General features: G+C 44.1%; 17 protein-coding genes. 5 read left to right on the forward strand and 12 right to left on the reverse strand.

Annotated features, from left to right (window positions below; all coding sequences use genetic code 11):
* Positions 1-65: 65 nt before the first annotated feature.
* From JRG66_RS03865 to JRG66_RS03890, 6 genes are all read right to left on the reverse strand, one after another.
* Positions 66-1,235, reverse strand: coding sequence for an acyl-CoA dehydrogenase family protein (locus tag JRG66_RS03865; protein ID WP_265164418.1), 1,170 nt, complete (start codon positions 1,233-1,235; stop codon positions 66-68).
* A gap of 57 nt (positions 1,236-1,292) precedes the next feature.
* Positions 1,293-2,171 carry a ComEA family DNA-binding protein gene (locus JRG66_RS03870; RefSeq protein WP_265164419.1) on the reverse strand — a complete coding sequence of 293 codons (879 nt, stop codon included), beginning with the start codon at positions 2,169-2,171 and terminating at the stop codon, positions 1,293-1,295.
* Between the two features lie 14 nt (positions 2,172-2,185).
* Positions 2,186-4,273, reverse strand: a complete 2,088-nt coding sequence (locus JRG66_RS03875; RefSeq protein ID WP_265164420.1) for an amino acid carrier protein — start codon at positions 4,271-4,273, stop codon at positions 2,186-2,188.
* 136 nt (positions 4,274-4,409) lie between these two features.
* Positions 4,410-4,640 (reverse strand): PspC domain-containing protein, encoded by a 231-nt coding sequence (locus JRG66_RS03880; protein WP_265164421.1) that lies wholly within the window; start codon positions 4,638-4,640, stop codon positions 4,410-4,412.
* 12 nt (positions 4,641-4,652) lie between these two features.
* Entirely contained in the window at positions 4,653-5,942 is a 1,290-nt protein-coding gene (locus tag JRG66_RS03885; protein ID WP_265164423.1) for a DUF2851 family protein, read from the reverse strand.
* Positions 5,943-6,020: 78 nt separating this feature from the next.
* A complete protein-coding gene (locus JRG66_RS03890; RefSeq protein ID WP_265164424.1) occupies positions 6,021-6,719 on the reverse strand; it encodes an SGNH/GDSL hydrolase family protein in 699 nt (232 codons plus the stop codon).
* A gap of 195 nt (positions 6,720-6,914) precedes the next feature.
* Between JRG66_RS03890 and JRG66_RS03895 the strand changes: the two genes are divergently transcribed.
* Complete coding sequence (locus tag JRG66_RS03895; protein WP_265164425.1) at positions 6,915-7,091, forward strand: hypothetical protein; 177 nt, start codon at positions 6,915-6,917, stop codon at positions 7,089-7,091.
* Positions 7,088-7,462: a hypothetical protein gene (locus JRG66_RS03900; protein WP_265164427.1), complete on the forward strand. Its 375-nt coding sequence runs from the start codon at positions 7,088-7,090 to the stop codon at positions 7,460-7,462. Before JRG66_RS03895 ends, JRG66_RS03900 begins: the two co-directional genes overlap by 4 nt.
* Before the next feature lie 59 nt (positions 7,463-7,521).
* On the opposite strand, the gene JRG66_RS03905 is transcribed toward JRG66_RS03900, so the two are convergent.
* The gene (locus JRG66_RS03905) at positions 7,522-8,502 is read right to left on the reverse strand and encodes a PLP-dependent cysteine synthase family protein (RefSeq protein ID WP_265164429.1); all 981 of its coding nucleotides are present in this window, start codon (positions 8,500-8,502) and stop codon (positions 7,522-7,524) included.
* Between the two features lie 93 nt (positions 8,503-8,595).
* Positions 8,596-9,831 carry an ABC transporter permease gene (locus tag JRG66_RS03910; protein ID WP_265164430.1) on the reverse strand — a complete coding sequence of 412 codons (1,236 nt, stop codon included), beginning with the start codon at positions 9,829-9,831 and terminating at the stop codon, positions 8,596-8,598.
* 8 nt (positions 9,832-9,839) lie between these two features.
* Between JRG66_RS03910 and JRG66_RS03915 the strand changes: the two genes are divergently transcribed.
* Positions 9,840-11,069 carry an exo-beta-N-acetylmuramidase NamZ family protein gene (locus JRG66_RS03915; protein ID WP_265164431.1) on the forward strand — a complete coding sequence of 410 codons (1,230 nt, stop codon included), beginning with the start codon at positions 9,840-9,842 and terminating at the stop codon, positions 11,067-11,069.
* 202 nt (positions 11,070-11,271) lie between these two features.
* On the opposite strand, the gene JRG66_RS03920 is transcribed toward JRG66_RS03915, so the two are convergent.
* Complete coding sequence (locus JRG66_RS03920; protein ID WP_265164432.1) at positions 11,272-11,763, reverse strand: YkgJ family cysteine cluster protein; 492 nt, start codon at positions 11,761-11,763, stop codon at positions 11,272-11,274.
* A gap of 26 nt (positions 11,764-11,789) precedes the next feature.
* On the opposite strand from JRG66_RS03920, the gene JRG66_RS03925 reads away from it, so the two are divergent.
* Positions 11,790-12,518 (forward strand): class I SAM-dependent methyltransferase, encoded by a 729-nt coding sequence (locus JRG66_RS03925; RefSeq protein WP_265164433.1) that lies wholly within the window; start codon positions 11,790-11,792, stop codon positions 12,516-12,518.
* A gap of 4 nt (positions 12,519-12,522) precedes the next feature.
* Entirely contained in the window at positions 12,523-13,290 is a 768-nt protein-coding gene (locus JRG66_RS03930) for a zinc metalloprotease (protein WP_265164434.1), read from the forward strand.
* Between the two features lie 231 nt (positions 13,291-13,521).
* Here the strand turns inward: JRG66_RS03930 and JRG66_RS03935 are convergent, their stop codons facing one another.
* From JRG66_RS03935 to JRG66_RS03945, 3 genes are all read right to left on the reverse strand, one after another.
* Positions 13,522-15,159: an amidohydrolase gene (locus JRG66_RS03935; RefSeq protein WP_371875329.1), complete on the reverse strand. Its 1,638-nt coding sequence runs from the start codon at positions 15,157-15,159 to the stop codon at positions 13,522-13,524.
* Between the two features lie 74 nt (positions 15,160-15,233).
* Positions 15,234-16,367, reverse strand: a complete 1,134-nt coding sequence (locus JRG66_RS03940) for a hypothetical protein (protein WP_265164435.1) — start codon at positions 16,365-16,367, stop codon at positions 15,234-15,236.
* Positions 16,368-16,582: 215 nt separating this feature from the next.
* Entirely contained in the window at positions 16,583-18,313 is a 1,731-nt protein-coding gene (locus tag JRG66_RS03945; RefSeq protein ID WP_265164436.1) for a TonB-dependent receptor, read from the reverse strand.
* Positions 18,314-18,335: the final 22 nt, after the last annotated feature.

Here is an 18,335-nt window from a genome sequence, read left to right on the forward strand (position 1 = left end):
CACCAAAATCCAAATTCCAAGCATCAAATTTCCAAAACCTTGAACCTGGATCCTTGAACCTTGAACTATTTGGCTGCCGGCTTGTATTCCTTCCCGTCTATCACCATTTTAGCGATGATCTCACGAAGAATTTCTGAAGTCCCGCCTCCAATAGGCCCCAGCCTGCTGTCGCGCAACAATCGCGCTAATGGATAATCTTCCATGTACCCGTAACCGCCAAGAAACTGCAAACATTTATAGATCACCTCATCGGCGATTTTTGTAGAGAGCAGTTTAGACATACTGGCTTCTTTCACCACATAAACTCCCCGTTCCATCCTCTCGGCGATAGAATAATTGAATTCCTTTGCCATCTCCACCTCGCTGGTCATATCGGCGTAGCTGTGGCGTAAAGCCTGAAACTGGTCTATGGTCCTCCCAAAAGCTTCCCTCTCTTTCATATACTGCAAAGTGTAGCTCAAAGCATATTCTGCACGGGCGTGGGCATTAATTCCCATTATAAGCCTTTCAAAAGCAAAGTGCTGCATGATGTAAGGAAAGCCCTTACCTTCTTCCCCCATAAGGTTTGAAGCCGGCACCTCTACATTATCAAAAGCAATTTCGGCAGTATCTGATGCCCTCCAGCCAAGTTTATTGAGTTTGGTAGCCGAAATTCCCGGCGTGTCCCTATCTATCACAAAAATACTCATGCCCTTTCCCTTTAGCTCGGGCGCAGTCTTTGCAGCCACAACCAGGTAATCTGAATACACCCCGTTTGTGATGAAGGTCTTGGAACCGTTAATAATATAATGATCGCCTTTTTTCACGGCAGTTGTCCTCATTCCTGCAACATCACTGCCGCCTGAAGGTTCACTAATGCACAAACAGCCAATTTTTTCACCGCTAATACTCGGGGCAAGGTATTTTTGTTTAATGTGGTGATCTCCTTCCTTGGCCAGGTGGGTCATTGCGAGGTATGCATGGGCCCACATCGCCGCTGCAAACCCTCCACTATTGATCTTCTGCAGCTCTTCAAGAAAAATCACTGAATAGAAGATATCCAGGTTCAATCCTCCGTAATCTTCGGAATAATTGAGTCCAAAATAGCCCATTTCTCCAAATTTCTCCCAGATAAAACGCTCTATAGTTCCGGTTTCTTCCCACTTTTCAATATGCGGCACCACCTCTTTTTGTAAGAATTCCTGAAAGCTCTTGCGGAATAATTCGTGTTCTTCTGTAAAATATCTGCTGTTCATAAAAGTTTGTTTCTGAATGTTTTTTAACCTGAAAATCTAATTGGAGATGCGAAAAACTCAGTTTTTCGGGTCGGTGCTCAAATATAGGGCAATTCTGTCTAATTTTTCCACGGGAAAATTCCTAATCTGCCCAAGTTCTTCGAGATTTTTCACCTGGCCTGCCTCTTCCCTGTACCTAATTATTGCCCGCGCCTGCTCATAGTTAAAGTAAGGGATCCTGGTGAGCTGCATCAGGCTTACTTCATTAACATCAAAGCGCGCTTCTGCCCTTTTTGGCACCTCAAAACTGCGCAGCAGCCTTTTCACCACTTCTGGAGATAAACCGTAGACATCATTAAGCTGCACCTCACCTCTAAAGCCGCCAAGCGAATTACGGTACTTCACAATTCGGGCAGAAAGTCTTTCCCCAATGCCGTTCACCCGCTGCAGGTCTTCGGCTGTGGCAGTATTGAGATCAGCTTTGGGAAGAGGTGTCAAAAATGCCTTTTTTGACAACCTGTTTTCTTCGGAAGTATTTCTGCGGAAATCGGGAAACTGAAAAGAAGGCGCCAGTACCTTCAGCAAAGAATCTGAAACCCCCGTCACAGCCTGAAAATCTTCAGCTGAATTGATCCACAAATCACGCTCCCGATAATCATGAAGCCGGTCTATCTGCACTACCGAAAGCCCCAGCAGATAGCCCTTATAATCTGAAATAAAATTCGGGTTAAATGGCGCCACAGCATCAAGATCTCTTTCGGCCTTTATTTGTTTTAATGAATCTATGGAGCGCTGCATTTCAGCGGCGATGCGCTCCACTTCGGGATCTGGCACTTCTTCCGAAGAAAAGGGAAAAAAGAAATAAACCGCCTGGAGAATGATGATGATCCCTACCAAAACAAAAATCCCATTTTGCTGACTTCTGGTGAAAACAAAATGGGATTTCCAGTTTTTCATATGTAAATAGGAACTTAAGAGGCTTTTTTCACCCGCTCTTTTTGAGGCTTATGAAAAAGTTCACCTGCTTTCAGTTTTCTTGAATATTCCCTGAGGTCTTTTCTCACTTCGCCAGACATAATGTAAAGCCCTATGATGTTAGGGAAAGACATGGCCAGGATCATCATACCTGAAAAGTCGAGTACGGCACCAAGGCTCACCGATGCCCCTACAACCACAAACACCAGGAATAGTGCTTTGTAGAGCAGCTCCATTTTTTTGCTTTTTCCGAAGAGGAAAGTCCATGCCCTCATTCCGTAGTAAGACCAGGAGATCATTGTTGAAAATGCGAACAGGAATACCGCTGCTGCAAGCACGTAAGGGAACCACGAGATCACACTTCCAAATGCTGTAGAGGTCAATTCTACCCCTCCCACGCCTTCAACTTCGTGCATTCCGGTAAAAATAAGTACAAGTGCGGTAAGTGTACACACCACTACAGTATCAATGAAAGGTTCAAGCAGTGCCACAAAACCTTCAGACGGCGGATTGTTGGTCTTGGCGGCCGAATGGGCGATCGCAGCAGACCCAACCCCGGCTTCGTTCGAGAAAGCTGCTCTCTGGAACCCAACGATCAAAACCCCAATCACCCCGCCTTTTAGGGCACTCGGGCTAAACGCACCGTCCCAGATGGCTGCAAACGCAGGGCCTATATTTTCTATGTTCACACCAATCACTACCAGAGCTCCAATGATGTAAACCGCTGCCATTACCGGAACAATTTTCCCGGTTACCTTGGCTATACTGCTTATTCCCCCAATAATTACAACCCCCACAAGGATTGCAACTACCAGCCCAAAAATGAATCCGTTACCCACAAGGGCAGGAAATTCACCTGCAAGGATCACAAAAGACTGGTTGGCCTGGAACATGTTCCCACCTCCAAAAGAGGCGCCAATAGCAAGAATGGCAAAGAACACCGCAAGGAATTTACCCAGCCCGGCCATTTTTCTCTTTTCAAGGCCGTAGCGAAGATAATTCATAGGCCCTCCAAAGACACGGCCTTCAGAATTTATAAAACGATATTTCACCCCCAGGGTACACTCCACAAATTTGGAAGACATTCCCAGAAGACCTGCAAGGATCATCCAAAGAGTAGCTCCTGCCCCTCCGAGGGAAACAGCCACAGCCACACCAGCAATATTCCCAAGCCCCACAGTACCCGAAACCGCGGTTGCCAAAGCCTGGAAGTGGGTTACCTGCCCCGGTGCGTTTGGATCGTCATATTTACCTTTAGCAAGGTCTAAGGCATGTTTAAACCCTCTAATGTTGATAAAGCCCATTCTTATTGTAAAGAACAATGCTCCCAAAACAAGCCAGATCACAATAAAAGGGATATCTTTTTTCTGTAAATCACCATTTGGGTGAAGCAGTGGCACCGGCTGGTCGTATCTTATCGCCGCCAGGTAATGTGCCCCCTGTTCAATAACGTGCTCAACATTTTCTGAGTTATAGATCATTCCGCCTTCCTGCACCAGGTACTCAAGGGTTCCGGTTGCATTGGCGTAAGCTGTGCTCTCTTCCTCTCCATCCTGCAGCACAATGGCTATAGGCTCTCCTTCTTCAACCCGTTCACCTTCGGCCTTAAGCCATTCTTTAAGTACAAACGTGCCATCGGTGCGGGCTTCCCAGTTTGGGGCTGCCACCCGTTTGATGTCGGCATAAACCACCGGATCATAAATACCTATAGCCGAAAAAGGGTCCCAAAACAGCACATTTCCCATACTTGCCACAATGGGGGCAAAGGTCCCGTTAAAATGTTCTGTAATGGCTTTCGCTGGAACTTTTACAGTTTTAGTAAGGCTGTTGTTGGCAGCATCAGTGATGGTCACAGTGTACTCTACCCCTTCAACAAGAGCTCCGGCCCTTGGAGAATCTAAGGTCACATCCTGCTTTGACCATTTATACTGATATGGTGGTGTTCCCCCCTGCACCTGCAATTCAGCAAAACCATCATTGATGACTTTTGAGGGATTTTCTACCTGAACTTCAACATTCAGGTTTTGTGCGTAAGTAGTTAAAAAAAATACAGAGAATAATAATGAAAGTATCGACTTTCTCATAAATGAATTTTAGAATAATACTAAATGGAATTTTCGGCGAAGCAAGATGCTAAAAATATTAACGTTTTCAAATTTTATGAAGTTAAATTGCAAAGAAAACGTTAACCTGTAAGACTTAAGCGATTTTCGGTTTTTTCTAAAGATCAAAAACAGAGGTACGCTTCGAATAAATCATATCCTTGAACCTGAGGAGAAAAGCAAATGTGAGATAAATTGCAAACCCAATCCCAAAAGTGGCAAACGAAAGGTAGATAAAAAATAATCTTACGTTTTTTGCCCGCATCCCCAGCTTATCGGCAAAGCGCGAGGAAACATAAAATCCATGCCTCTCGAAAAAGTTCCTAATCTGGTTCACCCATTTCTGCATTTTACAAAGATATTAAATTTGTGGTTGCGGTTGCAGGATCTCCAATCCCACTGCACACTTAAGGCAGGCGTTTCTGTCACAGTACTCTTTTTTCAATTGCAACAGGGCCTGTGAACCTAATGCATTCTTTACCATACCCGGCTTTAGCCTCTTAAACTTTCTTACAATTTCGTTTTCCTCGGCGGCCACTGCCTCCATAAGCGGAGCTATGATCTCAAAAGCATCTTTACCTTCGCTTTGGAGATATGCGAATTTTACAGGAACCACCGTATTCACGATAAGAAGGTCCAAAAACTTTTTCCCGGGCTTCTTTAGCCTGGGTTTGTGCTTACGTAGAAACGTATAATGGGAATTCCAGAAATCATTTAAACGCACCTCAAAAAGTTCATGAACCTGCTGCGGATTTTGACATTTTTGAAGCCTTGAAAAAAGCGAAGCCTGTTCAGAATATACAGCAGCAAGCTGCACCAATCGAATTTCTGGAAAATTATCGGGCCTGAGCCGAAAATATTTTACCGGCAACACTCCTTTCCTGCTCAGGCCAAACTTATGCTGAAGATATAAGTAAGTATCTTTTAACTTCAAATAATAAGGCTCTTCATGATCTTTTTCGAGTAGCCCCGCCTGCCCTAACAGCAAAGCTTCAAGATTTAGGGAATTTGCCCTCACCTTTCTTATTACCGAAAAAGGAATAGATGCCGCTATACTTAAAAAAGCCTCCCCGTTTATATTAAGACCAAAGTTCTTTGCCAGCATTTGAAAGAGCACTGCTTCCCAGTCTCCGGTACTTTTTGAAAGCAGCTCTCTTAATAGAGCAGATTTTTTCTCCAGCCGTTCCACGTAAAGCCGTTCCAGCCAGCTGGTCATTGTAAAATTATCAATTGAGGGCAGGTCCTGTTCACAATTGATCCATTTGCCCTGACTTTCTTCACACAAGCGGATGTAGCTATCGAGATTTTTAGGGGAAACCAGAGACTGCAACTCCATTACCGGAAGCAGGGAATTATCTCTTCGGAAAATATCCACATCATGTATCCATACCACATGAAGCACCACGTTATCGTAAGCAGGATCGGTTTCGTGACCGTGCATGTACCAGTCTGATGAACGAATATGGATCTCCACATTGCCTGCCCATTCCTGATCGTTAATTCGCAGCCGGGAGTAAAAGAAATCGGGGCCGGAAAGCTCATTGTGCCGGCCCGGTGAAATAACCCTAACCCGCGCTCCATCTACAGTTTTCATTTCCTGTAGATCAAACTTCTGAAACTGCCATAGGTAATGTAAATAATCTTCCCGCATCAAATAAATGTATGGAATAATTCCACACCCTATTGACAATCAACAAAATAATCTGAAAGATTAAGCTTACAAATACTGTTAATTTTCTACCGGTAACTTTTGATTTACCTCTTCGTAAATCTTCTCTACCCAAAGGCGGTACATTTCACCACTGGGGTGCAGGTTGTCATCGGCAATTAATTCAGGTTGATCTACGGCCTGTCGGGAAATCGGGGTAATATCATAAAAATCTACTTCAAAGCTGGCAGCTACTTCTTTAAAAACCTCATTGAATTTATCAATCTCATGTCCAATTTCTTCAGCATTTTCGGCACCAAAGGGTGTCACCCCATAATCGGGAATGCTCACCGCAAACACTCCTTCTGTGCCATTGCCCGAATGTGCAATGGCCTGCTGAAATATCCTGTTAAGGTCTTCGCGATAAGCTGTTATGGATTTTCCCTGATACTGGTTATTCACACCAATGAGCACCGATACAAGCTCGTATTTTTCATTATTGAGTTGTGCATCCATGGCCTCCAGAAGGTTTTGGGTAGTCCAGCCGGTTGTGGCAATAATGCGCGGATCTTCGATCTCCACCCCATGGGCCCTTAGTTTTTCTACAAGCTGGACAGGCCACCTCCTACCCGGTTCCACACTTTCACCAATAGTATATGTATCTCCCAAAGCCAGGTAGCGCAACGGATTCTCTTCCACCACCATTACATTTTCCGAAGAGTTCTCTTTACAGCCAACAAGCAGCACCAGCATGCAACCGATTAGAAAAATTTGTCTCATCAAATTATTTTTTATGTCACTAAAGTATAATTTTCTGCCGCTGCAGTACAAATCCTCTCGGGAAGTTTTTCAGAAATAATCTTCAAAAATGACATTTTTGAGAGCTTATTATTTAGAAATCTTAATTCACGGTTAAAGCGGTTGCTGCTCGGTTTTTTTTCAGCTAATTATTTTATCTTACTCAAAACCTTGCCCATGAAGCCCACACCACCCGCCCCGGGAGAGCAAAACCCTGATGACAGAACCCCGGAACTTCCAAAGAAAGACAGTAAATTCAGTGCTATTATCAAAAAAATCGGATTTAATATCTGGCTGGCAGTAATGGTGATTGGAGGTGCGCTGGCTTTTATCACAGCCCTTTTCCTGTTATGAAAAAAATCTATCTCCTTTTTATCAGCTGCCTTGCGGCTTTTATCCTGAATTTGATTTTGATGAATTCGGCGGCAGATATGCCCGTATTTTTCACTTCTTACCTCAATGACCTGTTATGCATGCCCATAGTTTTAAGCATCTGCTTATTCCTCATTAAAAGCTTCAGCAGAAAGAAAAGCATCAGAATTTCCCTTTTTTCGGCTTTTTCCCTGGCAGCACTTTATTCGGTTTACTTTGAAATTTACCTTCCGAAGGTGAACACGAGATATACCGCCGACTTTACAGATGTGCTCCTGTACTTTAGCGGAAGCTTGATTTTCTGGCTTACCCACAAATTTGACAGCCCTAAAAATATTCAGAAAACAACATAAAAAAAAGCTGCCTTTACCGGCAGCTTTTCTACAATTTCGATTTAAAATGATATCGAAAACTAGTCGATATATCCCATTTTTCGCATCCACTCGTCGTTGTACATTTTGCCAACATAGCGGCTGCCGTGATCGTGGAAAAGAATTACCACAACGTCGTCTTTCTTAAAATGCTCTTTTAGCTGAAGCAGCCCTTTCATCGCAGCACCGGCACTGTTCCCAAGGAACATTCCTTCTTCTTTAGCCAGCTTTTGGGTGTAAACTGCGGCATCTTTATCGGTAACTTTTGTGAACCCGTCAATGATCCCGAAATCAACATTCTTCGGAAGGATATCTTCTCCAATCCCCTCTGTGACGTAAGGAAAAATCTCCTTTTCATCAAATTCGCCAGTCTCATGATATTTTTTGAACACCGAGCCATAGGTATCAACCCCCCAAACCTTTACATTGGGATTTTGCTCTTTCAGGTATTTTCCCACTCCCGAAATGGTTCCGCCGGTACCCACACCTACTACAAAATGTGTTACTTTTCCGTCGGTTTGTCTCCAGATTTCCGGCCCTGTACTTTCGTAGTGGGCTTTGGTATTGGAAAGGTTGTCATACTGGTTTACGTACCAGGAATTCGGCGTTTCTTCAGAAAGGCGTTTTGAAGTGGAATAGTAAGACTGCGGATCATCGGGCGCAACATCGGTGGGGCACACCACCACCTCACTGCCTACGGCTCGTAAAATGTCAATTTTTTCCTTTGATTGTTTATCGGCCATCACGCAGACCATCCGGTAACCCTTTACTATGGCTGCAAGAGCGAGGCCCATCCCTGTATTTCCGGAAGTTCCTTCAATAATGGTTCCTCCCGGTTTAAGGAGGCCGGCAGCTTCGGCATCTTCGATCATTTTCACGGCCATCCGGTCTTTCACCGAATTTCCGGGGTTAAAGGTTTCATATTTTGCCAGTACCAGAGCGTCTATACCTTCCGTAAGCTTATTGATCTTAACAAGAGGCGTATTCCCAATGGTACCTAGTATATTTTCAGCGTATTCCATATCTCAATTTTTCGGCTGCAAAGGTAAGAAAAAAAGCAGCTTTAGAAAGATTGCAAAAGAGGTGCCTAAAATGACCTATTTGACTCCTCTTTCTTAATCGAATTTCATGGCCTTTACCGGAGAAATCCTGGTAATGATAAAAGAAGGAATAAGCAGCATTAGCATACACAACAAGAGGGTACCCAAATTAACAGCCACAATGTACTCCCAGCCAATGTACACTGGTGCCTCTGTAACGTAATAGGTTTCAGGGTTAAGCGGAATAAGCTTAAGGTATTTTTGGGCAAACAACAGCCCCAGCCCTATTAAATTTCCCCAAAAGAGCCCGAGCAGGATTAAATATCCGGCGTTGTACAAAAAGATCTTTCTCACACTCCAGTCACTGCTGCCAAGGGCTTTCAAAATCCCGATCATTTGAGTGCGCTCCAGGATGAGCACCAAAAGAGCCGTGATCATGTTGATGCCGGCCACCAGGATCATGATCCCGATGATAAGCGCCACGTTGAAATCGAAGAGCGACAGCCATTCAAAAAGCGAATAATACTGCTGCTTAATGGTACGGGTGTCAAGAAATGAACCTGTATTCTCATAGATCTCCTGCCCTTTCTCTTCCAGCTGATCAAAATCTTCAAGAAAAACCTCGAAATTGCCTACCTCGTTCTTTTCCCAGCGGTTAATTCGCTGCACATGCCTAATATCGGCCAGCATATAAAGCTCATCAAACTCCTGAAAACCCGAATCGTAAATCCCGGTAATTTCAAAAGCCCGTATTAGTGGGGTCCTGCTGCTTTCATCTCTCAAAAAATAGGTGATCGCCTTATCTCCCACTTCCAAACCAAGCCTGTTTGCAGTATATCGGGAAATAAGCACTTCATTATTAAGACCTTCACTAACATCTGGCATTTTTCCCGCCACCAGAAAATCTTCGAAATAATTCCAGTTAAAGTCGGGCCCTATGCCTTTTACGATAATGCCCTCAAAATCGGTTTCAGTGCGAATCACCCCTCCCAGGTAAGCGGTTGCCTGAATGTGCTCAATACCCGCTACACTGTCAAATTCAGGATAGAAATCCTGGTCAGTCGAAATAGGCGTTAAAGAAACCTGAGAATTGTTGTTGTCATAGCTCGAAATGGTGATATGTCCGGTAAAAGCCGACATCTTTTCCCTTATCTTTTGCTGCAAGCCAAGGCTGGTTGCAAAGGCTACCAGCATCATAATCACCCCAATAGCAATTGCCACAATGGCAATTTTTATTATAGGGGCCGATATGCTATTTTTATGCTGTTTTGCGCTAATAAGGCGCCTTGCGATAAACAATTCCAGATTCAAGAGTAGCTATGAGTTTAAGATTTCTCAAAAGTACATTTTTATTACTACTTATTACCGCCACCGCCTGCGGAAACAAATCAGATAAATCATCTGGTAATTTTGCTGAAGCTGAAAAAGATTCAGCCCCTGTAATTACTAAAAATCTGAAGCTTGCAGCCGAAAGAACAGCCCATTATTTGCCACTTTTGGAAGGTAAGAAAGTGGGGCTTGTAGGAAACCAGACAAGCATTATTCCCACGGAAGCAGGGAACGTACATCTTGTAGACACGCTCCTGGCCCTCAACGTTGACCTGGTGAAAGTTTTTGCCCCAGAACATGGGTTTCGTGGCACAGCCGATGCCGGCGAAGCAGTTGAAGACGGAAAGGACCCCAACACCGGGCTTCCGGTAATATCTTTGTATGGAGACAACAAAAAACCTTCCGCTCAGCAACTGGAAGGCCTTGATGTTTTGATCTTTGACCTTCAGGATGTGGGAGTGAGGTTCTACACTTACATTTCTACCCTGCATTACGTCATGGAAGCCGCTGCCGAAAATGACATTACAGTCATCATTTTTGACAGGCCAAACCCCAACGGCCATTACCTTGACGGTCCCGTTCTTGACCCTCAACACAAGAGTTTTGTGGGAATGCACCCTATTCCCGTAGTTCACGGAATGACTATTGGGGAATATGCGAAAATGACCAATGGCGAGAAATGGTTGAAGAACGGTGTACAAACCGATCTAAAAGTGATTGAAATGGAGAATTACAACCACAATATGCCTTATGACCTTCCTATTAAACCTTCTCCCAACCTTCCTAATGCGAAGTCAATCAACCTATATCCCAGCTTGTGCTTTTTTGAAGGCACCAATGTAAATGCCGGCCGTGGAACCAACAAGCAGTTCCAGGTCTTTGGATCGCCTTATCTTTCCCAGGAAGTGTTTCCGTTCACCTACGTACCCGAGCCTAACGAAGGTGCAAAATCTCCGAAGCACTTAAACAAAACCTGCTACGGAAGAGATCTTACAAACAGCCCTCAGCTTGACTACCTAAACCTGGAATGGCTTATCGAAGCTTACAACCACAGTTCCCAAAAAGAGGAATTTTTCAATGCATTTTTCACCAAACTCGCCGGTACCCAAGAACTTCAGAAGCAGATTGAAAAAGGAATGAGCGCTGAAGAAATTCGTGAAACCTGGAAACCTGGCCTTGAAGATTTTAAAATAGTTAGGGAGAAGTATTTGTTGTATTGATTTAAAGAGTTACGGGTTGGGGATTGTATGATACGGGTGAAATTACCAAAGTTGCAGGTTGCAGGCTTGACAGGTTGAAGGTTTTCCTGCCGGAAGTAAGTATGTTATAGTTTCAAATTCCGTGATGCAGGTTGAAATTACAGAAGTTGTAAGTTGAACAATTTGAAGGTTATTATAGATTCTATTATTTCTATCTAAAATCTTAAGGCAATCTCTTCTTCATCTCCTCTACTATCCTGAATGCTGCCGGGCAAATGGCGACATTTTTAATGGTGAGCCTGGAGATTTTATGGAAATCTTTGCGGTTGGTGTGGGGGAATTCACTGCAGGCTTTTGGCCGTACATCATAGATGAGGCAGTAATTATCGGGGGCCAGAAAGGCACATGGCACTTCCTGGAGCACGTAATCATTGTCTTCATCTATGTGTAAATATTGGTCTATGAACTGCTGGGGCTTTAAGCGCAGGTGCTTTGAAATTCGCTCAATATCTTTATTGGTAAAAAGAGGGCCGGTAGTTTTACAGCAGTTAGCGCAGCTAAGACAATCGGTACGACTAAATTCCTCCTCGTGCAGCTCCTGCATTTGCAGGTCAAGATGCCGCGGTGGCTTCTTTTTAAGACGCGAAAAAAACTTCTTATTCTCTGTATGTTTATCTTTGGCCCGCTGCGGAAGCCCACTTAATTCATCCTGCATGCCGCAAAGATAAACAGAACCAACACGTGAACAAGCCAAAAAATACGCCCGATATCTTCGGAAAAGCATTTATCGCCTACTTCGAAAATGGAGATAATACCGATATTGTTGTGCATTCGCCCGACTTTGATGATGATGTGATCCCCGTGCCTTATCTCTTTCGAAAGTATAAGGAAATGCCCAGACTGGAACAAAAAGCCCTGCAATTGTGCCGCGGCAAGGTGCTGGATGTGGGTTGTGGGGCCGGCAGCCATGCACTATACCTTCAGCAGGAGCGCAAACTTGCTGTGACGGCCATAGATACTTCGGGCGGAGCTATAGAAGTATGTCGCAAACGCGGAATTTCGGATGCCAGAAATATTGCTTTTGAAGATCTTTCCGAAGAAAAATACGACACAATTTTACTGCTGATGAATGGAACTGGAATCGTGGGAAAAATGAAGTTCCTGGATGCATTTTTTGAGCAGCTAAAAAAGCTTCTTTCTGAAAAGGGACAGGTGCTGATAGATTCTTCAGATTTGATCTACCTGTTTGATGCCGATGAAGACGGGGGCGTGTGGGTAGATTCTTCACAGGGATATTACGGCGAACTAACTTACCGGTTAAGCTATAAGGCAGAAACCTCCAGTAGTTTTGACTGGTTGTATCTTGATTTTGAATCCTTATCTTTAGCAGCTGGAAAAAACAGCTTTAAGTGCGAAAAAATATTTGAAGGCGAACATTATGATTATCTCGCAAGGCTTACTGTAAAATGACAGAATGAAGAAAAATTTCCATTGGGCCTGCATCCTGTTGTTACTCCTTTTTACCGGTTGTAGCACAGAGGAGAGCGAGAAAAAACCTTCGGCACATAGAAATGATCTCGTGCTGGGAGCCTCAGCAAGAGATTTTTTAAGCGACGAAACCTTCACCCGCCTTGAACTCGAAGTGGTTTACGTGACGGGGCACAAACCTGAAGACCAGGTACTGCAAAGCCTTACCAGCTTTTTGAAGAGTTATACCCACAAACCCGGCGGCATTAGCATTAAAAGCAGGGCAATTGTGAGCCCCGAAATGGGTTCTTATTCCATCAAAGAAATTAAAACAGTTGAAAAACAGCACCGCAGCGTTTTTTCTGAAGATGATAAATTAGGAGTATTTATCTTTTTTGCCGACAATAAAAGTGAAGACAGCAAAACCAATAACCGCATTCTTGGAAAAGCTTACCTCAACACTTCCGTGGTAATTTTTGATAACAGGGAACTGAGCCAGATGACCGGCAGTGTCTCTCAAAATGAGATTCAGACGGTGACGCTTCATCACGAATTTGGGCACCTGTTTGGGCTGGTGAACAATGGCAGCCCCGCCCAAAGCGAACATGAAGACCTCAATAAAGAATCCAGGGCACATTGTAAGGTTGAAGGCTGTTTGATGGCCGCCGCTATCGAGTTTAGCTCCTCCCCCATCAGCCTTCTTGAAGACGACCAGAATACACTTGATTTTGATGAACACTGCAAGCTGGACCTAAAAGCAAACGGAGGCAAGTAAAGCTTGGGGTTCAAAACCATGTTCCCTGGAAAAAAGGACCAAGATCATTTCGCCTGCCTTTGGCAATTCGTGGTGCCCTTAGCTCCTGTTTAATTTACTTAATCAGTAAACTCTTCAAAGTTTAGATTCAAACAGAGTATTAAGCACTACTGAATTTCTGAAAGAATTTTCCACAAAAAACCCCTCAAAAATGTGCTTTTAAGGGGTTCCTATTGCGCCACTTTCAAAGTTTTAGTTACCGTACACTTTTTTCCCGTTAAGGTAAGTTGCACTAGCTTTCATATCTGGGATCTGTTCTTCAGAAACCTTCATGATATCCCTGTCTAAAATGACAAAATCGGCGTACTTTCCAGGCTCGATAGATCCTTTTTCCTCTTCTTCAAAATTGCTGTAAGCTGCCCAAATGGTCATGCCCCGCAAAGCTTCTTCCCGCGAAAGGGCCTGCTGGGGCATGTAGCCTCCTTCAGGATAATTTTTGGTATCCTTTCGTGCCACTGCGGCATAAAAGGTAAGGAACGGGCTTACCTGCTCCACGGGAAAATCGGTTCCCAAGGCGATTATTCCGGCTTCTTCAAGCAGTTTTTTATAGGCATAAGCACCTTTTTCCCGCTCTTCGCCCAGCCTTTCCCCTGCCCAGTACATGTCACTAGTAGCATGGGTAGGCTGAACTGAAGGAATGATATTTTTACTGAAATATTTAAAATCTTCGGGAGCGATGATTTGCGAATGTTCTACTTTCCAACGGCGATCTCGGGTGTTTGAAAGCAGGGAATCATAAGTCTTTAGCACCACGACATTAGCCGAATCGCCAATGGCATGCGTGTTCATTTGATAAGTCGAATTTGCGATTCGGCCGGCGGTCTTTTTGAAATCGGCTACTGAAGAAAGCAGAGCTCCGTAATGGTTGTGCTTGTCGGAATATGGTTCCTTTAGTGCAGCTCCTCGGGACCCCAGGGCACCATCGGCATAGAATTTTACCGATCGCACATTTAACCGGGGAGTTTTTAAAGGCTCCCTGTCAAGGTAATAATCCAGGTTCTCTTTGGTGTTGCTTATCATCGCATAGATGCGCACATCAAGTTCCCCGGCCTGCTGAAGGCTATCAATCAGTTCTATGGTAGCACGATCTAATCCTGCATCATTAACTGTCGTTAAACCGTACTGAAAAACCTCTTTTTGAGCATCCAGTAAAGCTTCGGTTTGATCTTTAACACTGGCTACGGGCACAGCGTTTTCTACCAATGCCATAGGATTATCGATAAGGATCCCGGTAAGCTTACCGTCTTTTTTCTCGATCTCCCCGCCTTCGGCAGGAGTATCTACGCTAATATTCGCGGCGTCTAGAGCCGCCTGGTTGGCAAGTAAGGCATGGCCATCAATTCGTGTGATGGCAACAGGAGTATCGGGAAACAAAAGATCGAGAGTATCTTTTACGGGAAATTCCTGAACTTCCCAGTCGTTCTGATCCCAGCCGCGGCCTACAATAAAATCGGAATTTTTTTCCTGCTGAAATTCCGTTATTCTTGCCACTACTTCTTCAAAACTGGTAGTTCCGGTAAGGTTCACAGCCTGCATTGTACTGCCAAGGCCGTAGAAATGGGCGTGTGCATCAATTAACCCGGGCAGGATGGTCTTTCCCTGAGCATCTACTACTTCGGAAGCTTTGTATTTCTCCTGCATTTCGGCAGAAGTACCAACAGCAAGGAACTTTCCGTCTTTAACTACAAAGGCTTCTGCGGTAGAAAACTCTTCGTTTACCGTGTAGATATTGGCGTTGACCACCAGAAGATCGGCCTCTTCCTTCCCGGCATCATCACAACCAAGGAACATTCCGAAGCAAAGTATAAGAAATAATATTTTTTTGATCATAAGAACAGATTTGGGGTAAAAATAGAAAATGCGCTCCAAACAAGAACGCATTTCTATACTTTTGAGTGAGGCGTTTAAAACCAGTTCATGATGGCCTCGCCAATGGCCCTGCGAATATCGGCATTGGCACCGGCGGCAAGGGCGATAGATACAAACAATCCAATCATGGCGTAAGAGAAATCCCTGAAGATCATCTTTCCGGCTTTCTTACGGTGCTTCCTGCCTTTTTTGGTACGGGCGAAACTTACCGCAATCTCCCTACCTCCAATTACCCCCAGGAAAACCCAGGTGGTAGACATGGGGACCGTACTAATAAACAGCTTATAAATCAAGAGGACTACATAAGTAGCATCAATTAAGGTTGCTGCCCGTACATCTGAAATCCGTGCTTTTTCACTTACCACTTTTTGAATTTTATCGCCGCGCAGGTAGAACAACAGCCCGAGACCTGCAAAAATGGTTAGCGCGAAAATGACAAATTGAAGGAAATCGAGTTGTCTTGGAAGGAATACAGCGATATTGGCGCCATCCTGCATCACCCAGACCCCCCATAGCGTACCACTCACCACCCATTGTACTATGTTCCAGCTCTTGTTGAACTTTCGGCTCTTAAAGTACTTTTTAATGGTGTTGTATGACAGGTACCACACCAGGAATGACAGGATAAAAGCCATGATGTAGCCGGTCCAGGATTTCCAGACCACGGAAGTAATCCCCGAAGTATCGGCACTAAACACACTCAGAATAAGAAAGGTGGTAGAGACCGGCATTCTTAAACGGGTAAGGATAAGAAGCACAAGGGGCGCAATGATCTGGAAAAAGCTGAAATTCTCGGGGTGCGGATATTTTGTGGTGCCATCGGGGTTTAGAAGGCGTTGATAGGTGACATCCCCGTCAAAATAGATCCAGCTAAAGGTGACCACCGCCAGGAAGATACTGCCAATGAAGATCCACATTACCCACCATTTCCTGTTTTTATTACTTTCAATAAAGGTACCAAGTGACTGTATACTGTCATTTGCCACGGTGGCGTAGGCAGCGAAAAAGAACCCCAGCCACATCCCTGCCTGCCCATAACCGGTGAGGATTCCCGCCAGGACAAGCCCTACTATTACTATGGCAAGAAAAGTCTTTTCCTGTACCATAAAATCGAGCACGTTAAGGTACGGTCGATTCCTTTTTATCCTTTTAAATTTAGTTTTTGCCATTTGATAAATATAGGTTTTCAAAAATTGCCAAAAAATGCGAATAAAACCTCTTTTTCAGCATTTTTTTGCGCTGCAAAATTATACACTTCCAAAAGACCTCTTTTTATTCCAATGTTATCTAATTGTTAAGATTGTTTAAAATTGATGAGATCCTTTTCATAAAAAAAAGCCGGTCAAAAAACCGGCTTTTTAGGACATTATGATTTTTGATCAATTTATCTTCCGAAGTCAAATTTGTAAGTAGCACCTGCCATTACCTGCATTCCGAGGACAGGATAATCTACCCATCTCTCGTAGTTATCTCCCAAAAGGTTGTGCCCCCTGGCAAAGATGGAAAGTTTGTCGTTAAACCTGTACCCAACATTCAGGTTCAGGTCAAAGTAATTATCCAGGTTCACTATTTCTGTTCTTACCGAATTGATTACATCACTGGTCTGGTATATGCCAAAATCTTTACGCTCGCCCACAAAGTAAATATTTGCCCCGGCAAACCACTTTTCGGTGATCTGGTAATCCCCAATTAAATTGGCTCTAAAGGCCGGCAGGTTCCAGGCTTCCTCCTCATCACTGGTATCATAAACGAAAAACTCTCCGTTGACCCTCAAATTGAAGGCGCTGTTAACATCAAAATCAAGCTCCCCAAATACAGAGATAGTACTCACGTGATCATACACAATTCCGAAGGAATTCCCATAAGCATATACGGGTTGCACCTGCTCTGTCACTTCTACAGGGTTAGACCTGAAAAGGGGTTTATAATCTTCAACCATATATTTAAGCCGGGTATTGTACCCCATATTAGATGACAATTTCCCTTTGGCACCAACATATGCATTGTACTGCTGGTCTGTAGGGGCTATGTTCACTGCGGGTGACAGAAAAGGGTTCTCTTTGGTAAATTGGTAATAAGAATTTTGTCGCAACTCGCCTTCCAGCCCTGCATAGGCGATAAAATAATCGCCCGCAGCACGGTAGCTGGCCGTTACCTGAGGATAGACGTAAATTCCGCTGTCACTGTTCTCTGAATCATAGCTGTAGTAAATTGCCGCACCAAGGTTAAGAGTAAGGTCATCGCGTAAAATAACAAGGCCAGACGCCAAACCTAAGTTCATGTAGCTGTAATTGAGATCTTCGCCTTCTTCATAATAGGGAGCAAAAGACCCCTTGAGGTAATCAAAAATAATATTGGTATGGAACAACTCTCCCCCAATAGGAATTTCAAGAGTAGGCTTAAAAGTAAGGCGGTGCTCGACAGATTCAAAATCGTCTCCAAAATACCTGTACTTAGCCTCTGCCCTGTCAAAAAAGGACTTTTCCCAGTTAATTTCCCCGCCGGCATATACGCTGTAATAGTTGTGTTGAGGGTCGAGATTATTTATAACCTCCTGGCTCACTTCATCGCTGGCAACTCCATACCAGTTGAACAACCTGTGCTCCACACCAAAATCTGTGTTCCAGACAAGGTTTCTCTTTCGGGAAGAATAGTTAAGATTTAGTTCGGTATCGTAGTAGTGGTCATCGAGTTCTACACCGTCAATCCCTCCCTGTGCCGAATTATGGATTAGAAAAACCCCAAAATTATCGCTGCGGGTAACTTCGATATTGCTGTAAAATTCTGCGAGGGCACTGGTATAGGTTCCAAAGCCAAGGGTGATGTAATTGTCGTACAACTTGGGCGGGCGCTGACGTTCTACCGTTGTTGCCCTGCCTTTTGCAGGTGTAAAAGTAGAAGCCACAGGCACTGAAAAAATGCTGTACTGTACAGGCCTCTTCTGCAGGTTTACAGAATCTGAGATCTTTGGCGTCTCTTTTATCTTAAAAGCGTCACTAACTGTGGGGGTATAGGGTTTTACCACTTCTACCATCTCGCTCCCAAGATCCTGGGCATACGAGAAGCCGGTGAAAACCAGAAACATGATAAAAACACCTAACGATTTAATTTTCATGGGAAGGTTTTTATGTAATATT

Origin of the sequence: Salinimicrobium tongyeongense (assembly GCF_026109735.1) — a bacterium.
Classification (GTDB): Bacteria; Bacteroidota; Bacteroidia; order Flavobacteriales; family Flavobacteriaceae; genus Salinimicrobium; species Salinimicrobium tongyeongense.

What these genes read in the sequence shown, in the direction of transcription:
- JRG66_RS03865 (WP_265164418.1), bottom strand. Translation starts at nt 1,235, where the DNA reads ATGAACAGCAGATATTTTACAGAAGAACACGAATTATTCCGCAAGAGC.
- JRG66_RS03870 (WP_265164419.1), bottom strand. Translation starts at nt 2,171, where the DNA reads ATGAAAAACTGGAAATCCCATTTTGTTTTCACCAGAAGTCAGCAAAAT.
- JRG66_RS03875 (WP_265164420.1), bottom strand. Translation starts at nt 4,273, where the DNA reads ATGAGAAAGTCGATACTTTCATTATTATTCTCTGTATTTTTTTTAACT.
- JRG66_RS03880 (WP_265164421.1), bottom strand. Translation starts at nt 4,640, where the DNA reads ATGCAGAAATGGGTGAACCAGATTAGGAACTTTTTCGAGAGGCATGGA.
- JRG66_RS03885 (WP_265164423.1), bottom strand. Translation starts at nt 5,942, where the DNA reads ATGCGGGAAGATTATTTACATTACCTATGGCAGTTTCAGAAGTTTGAT.
- JRG66_RS03890 (WP_265164424.1), bottom strand. Translation starts at nt 6,719, where the DNA reads ATGAGACAAATTTTTCTAATCGGTTGCATGCTGGTGCTGCTTGTTGGC.
- JRG66_RS03895 (WP_265164425.1), top strand. Translation starts at nt 6,915, where the DNA reads ATGAAGCCCACACCACCCGCCCCGGGAGAGCAAAACCCTGATGACAGA.
- JRG66_RS03900 (WP_265164427.1), top strand. Translation starts at nt 7,088, where the DNA reads ATGAAAAAAATCTATCTCCTTTTTATCAGCTGCCTTGCGGCTTTTATC.
- JRG66_RS03905 (WP_265164429.1), bottom strand. Translation starts at nt 8,502, where the DNA reads ATGGAATACGCTGAAAATATACTAGGTACCATTGGGAATACGCCTCTT.
- JRG66_RS03915 (WP_265164431.1), top strand. Translation starts at nt 9,840, where the DNA reads ATGAGTTTAAGATTTCTCAAAAGTACATTTTTATTACTACTTATTACC.
- JRG66_RS03920 (WP_265164432.1), bottom strand. Translation starts at nt 11,763, where the DNA reads ATGCAGGATGAATTAAGTGGGCTTCCGCAGCGGGCCAAAGATAAACAT.
- JRG66_RS03930 (WP_265164434.1), top strand. Translation starts at nt 12,523, where the DNA reads ATGAAGAAAAATTTCCATTGGGCCTGCATCCTGTTGTTACTCCTTTTT.
- JRG66_RS03935 (WP_371875329.1), bottom strand. Translation starts at nt 15,159, where the DNA reads ATGATCAAAAAAATATTATTTCTTATACTTTGCTTCGGAATGTTCCTT.
- JRG66_RS03940 (WP_265164435.1), bottom strand. Translation starts at nt 16,367, where the DNA reads ATGGCAAAAACTAAATTTAAAAGGATAAAAAGGAATCGACCGTACCTT.
- JRG66_RS03945 (WP_265164436.1), bottom strand. Translation starts at nt 18,313, where the DNA reads ATGAAAATTAAATCGTTAGGTGTTTTTATCATGTTTCTGGTTTTCACC.